The following is a 2,223-nucleotide window of genomic DNA, read 5'->3' as shown; positions in this document are numbered from 1 at the left end:
TGTCCGAGGGGGGACTTGAACCCCCACGCCCGATAAAGGGCACTAGCACCTCAAGCTAGCGCGTCTGCCATTCCGCCACCCGGACAAGGTGTCTGCCGTGCGGGGCTTCCCCCGCGGCGACGTCGTAAACATTACCAGGCTTTCCGGGGTGCCCGATCACAGCCGGCCGGCCGGCGGCCGCGACCGGCGTGAACGGCGTGTGACGGGCCGGGACCGGTCTTGGGAAGGGGCGGCGTGGAGGGGGAGGATGAGGGAGACCCCGCCGCCGTGCGAGCCACGGCCTCGGGGACCACCAGCAGTGACAGCGGGAGGAAGCAGCGTGAGCGCGACGGACACGGGCAGGAGCGTCACAGGCGAGGACGAGGTCGTGGACCTCTGCCGCGAGCTGATCCGGATCGACACCAGCAACTACGGCGACCACTCGGGCCCGGGCGAGCGCAAGGCGGCGGAGTGGGTCGCCGAGAAGCTCGCGGAGGTCGGGCTCGAACCGAAGATCTTCGAGTCGCACCCGGGGCGCGCCTCCACCGTAGCCCGGATCGAGGGCGAGGACCCGTCCCGGCCCGCGCTGCTCATCCACGGCCACCTCGACGTCGTACCGGCCAACGCGGTCGACTGGACCCACCACCCCTTCTCCGGCGAGGTCGCCGACGGGTGCGTGTGGGGCCGGGGCGCGGTCGACATGAAGGACATGGACGCGATGACCCTGGCGGTCGTCCGTGACCGGCTGCGCTCCGGGCGCAGGCCGCCGCGCGACATCGTCCTCGCCTTCCTCGCCGACGAGGAGGCCGGCGGCACGTACGGCGCCCGCCACCTCGTCGACCACCACCCGGACCTCTTCGAGGGCGTCACCGAGGCGATCAGCGAGGTCGGCGGGTTCTCGTTCACCGTGAGCGAGGAGCGCCGGCTCTATCTGATCCAGACGGCCGAGAAGGGCATGCACTGGATGAAGCTGACCGTCGCCGGCACCGCCGGGCACGGCTCGATGATCCACCGGGACAACGCGATCACCGAGCTGTCCGAGGCCGTCGCCCGGCTGGGCCGCCACACCTTCCCGGTACGGGTCACCAAGACGACCCGGGCCTTCCTCGACGAGCTGGGCGACGCCCTGGGCACCGAGCTGGACCCGGAGGACATGCAGTCCACCCTCGCCAGGCTGGGCGGTATCGCCAAGCTGATCGGCGCGACCCTGAGCAACACCGCCAACCCCACCCAGCTCGGCGCCGGCTACAAGGTCAACGTGATCCCGGGCGAGGCCACCGCGCACGTCGACGGGCGCTTCCTGCCGGGGCACGAGGAGGAGTTCCTCGCCGATCTCGACCGGATCCTCGGCCCCAAGGTGCGGCGCGAGGACGTGCACTCCGACAAGGCCCTGGAGACCTCCTTCGACGGGGCGCTGGTCGAGGCCATGCAGTCCGCGCTGCTCGCCGAGGACCCGACCGCGAAGGCGATCCCCTACATGCTGTCCGGCGGCACCGACGCCAAGTCCTTCGACGACCTCGGCATCCGCGGCTTCGGCTTCGCCCCGCTGAAGCTGCCCCCGGAGCTGGACTTCGCCGGCATGTTCCACGGTGTCGACGAGCGGGTGCCGGTGGACGGGCTGCAGTTCGGTGTCCGCGTGCTCGACCGGTTCATCGACGCGTCCTGAGCCCGTACCGGAGTCGCCCTGATTGTCCCGGTGAAACGAGATTTCGCAGGGCGTGGAAATTCGTGCGCCTGTACGGGAATGACTGGGAAGAGTGAATGCGCCGATAAGCGCGTAGCCCCATTAATTCCGCCTCGTTACTGGTGATGCGATCCGCTGCTTGGGGTCGCTTTGCCAACAAGGAGGAATAATGATCAAGAAGGTCGTCGCTGCTGCGGCTGCCACTGGTGGGCTGGTTCTCGCGGGCGCGGGCATGGCCGTCGCCGACGCCGGTGCCCAGGGTGCCGCGGTGCACTCCCCGGGTGTCGCGTCCGGCAACGTGATCCAGGTCCCGGTACATGTCCCGGTGAACGTCTGCGGCAACACGATCTCGGTGATCGGGCTGCTGAACCCCGCCTTCGGCAACACCTGCGTCAACAAGTGACATCGACCCGCTGAGGGGTCGTCCACACCGTCGGGGGCGGGGGGGGGGGGGGGGGGGGTGGGGGGGGGAGGGGGGTTGGGGGGGGGGGGGGGGGGGCGGGGGGGGGGGGGGGGGGGGGGGGGGGGGGGGGGAGGGGGGGGGGGAGGGGGGGGGGGGA

At 70.9% G+C, this 2,223-nt stretch carries 2 protein-coding genes and 1 tRNA gene; 2 read left to right on the top strand and 1 reads right to left on the bottom strand.

Annotated elements, in window-relative coordinates:
- Window positions 1-85 (bottom strand) — tRNA-Leu (locus tag ACZ6D7_RS20415).
- Between the two features lie 234 nt (window positions 86-319).
- Here ACZ6D7_RS20415 and ACZ6D7_RS20410 point away from each other — a divergent pair.
- Both ACZ6D7_RS20410 and chpH read left to right on the top strand, forming a co-directional pair.
- A complete protein-coding gene (locus ACZ6D7_RS20410; protein WP_469492195.1) occupies window positions 320-1,645 on the top strand; it encodes a M20/M25/M40 family metallo-hydrolase in 1,326 nt (441 codons plus the stop codon).
- 187 nt (window positions 1,646-1,832) lie between these two features.
- Window positions 1,833-2,066 carry a chaplin ChpH gene (gene chpH, locus ACZ6D7_RS20405; protein WP_469492193.1) on the top strand — a complete coding sequence of 78 codons (234 nt, stop codon included), beginning with the start codon at window positions 1,833-1,835 and terminating at the stop codon, window positions 2,064-2,066.
- Window positions 2,067-2,223 lie beyond the last annotated feature (157 nt).

The sequence above is a fragment of the Streptomyces sp. NPDC041784 genome (assembly GCF_055591025.1).
Note: the sequence above shows the minus strand (reverse complement) of the source record. Positions and strands in the feature narration are given on the sequence as shown.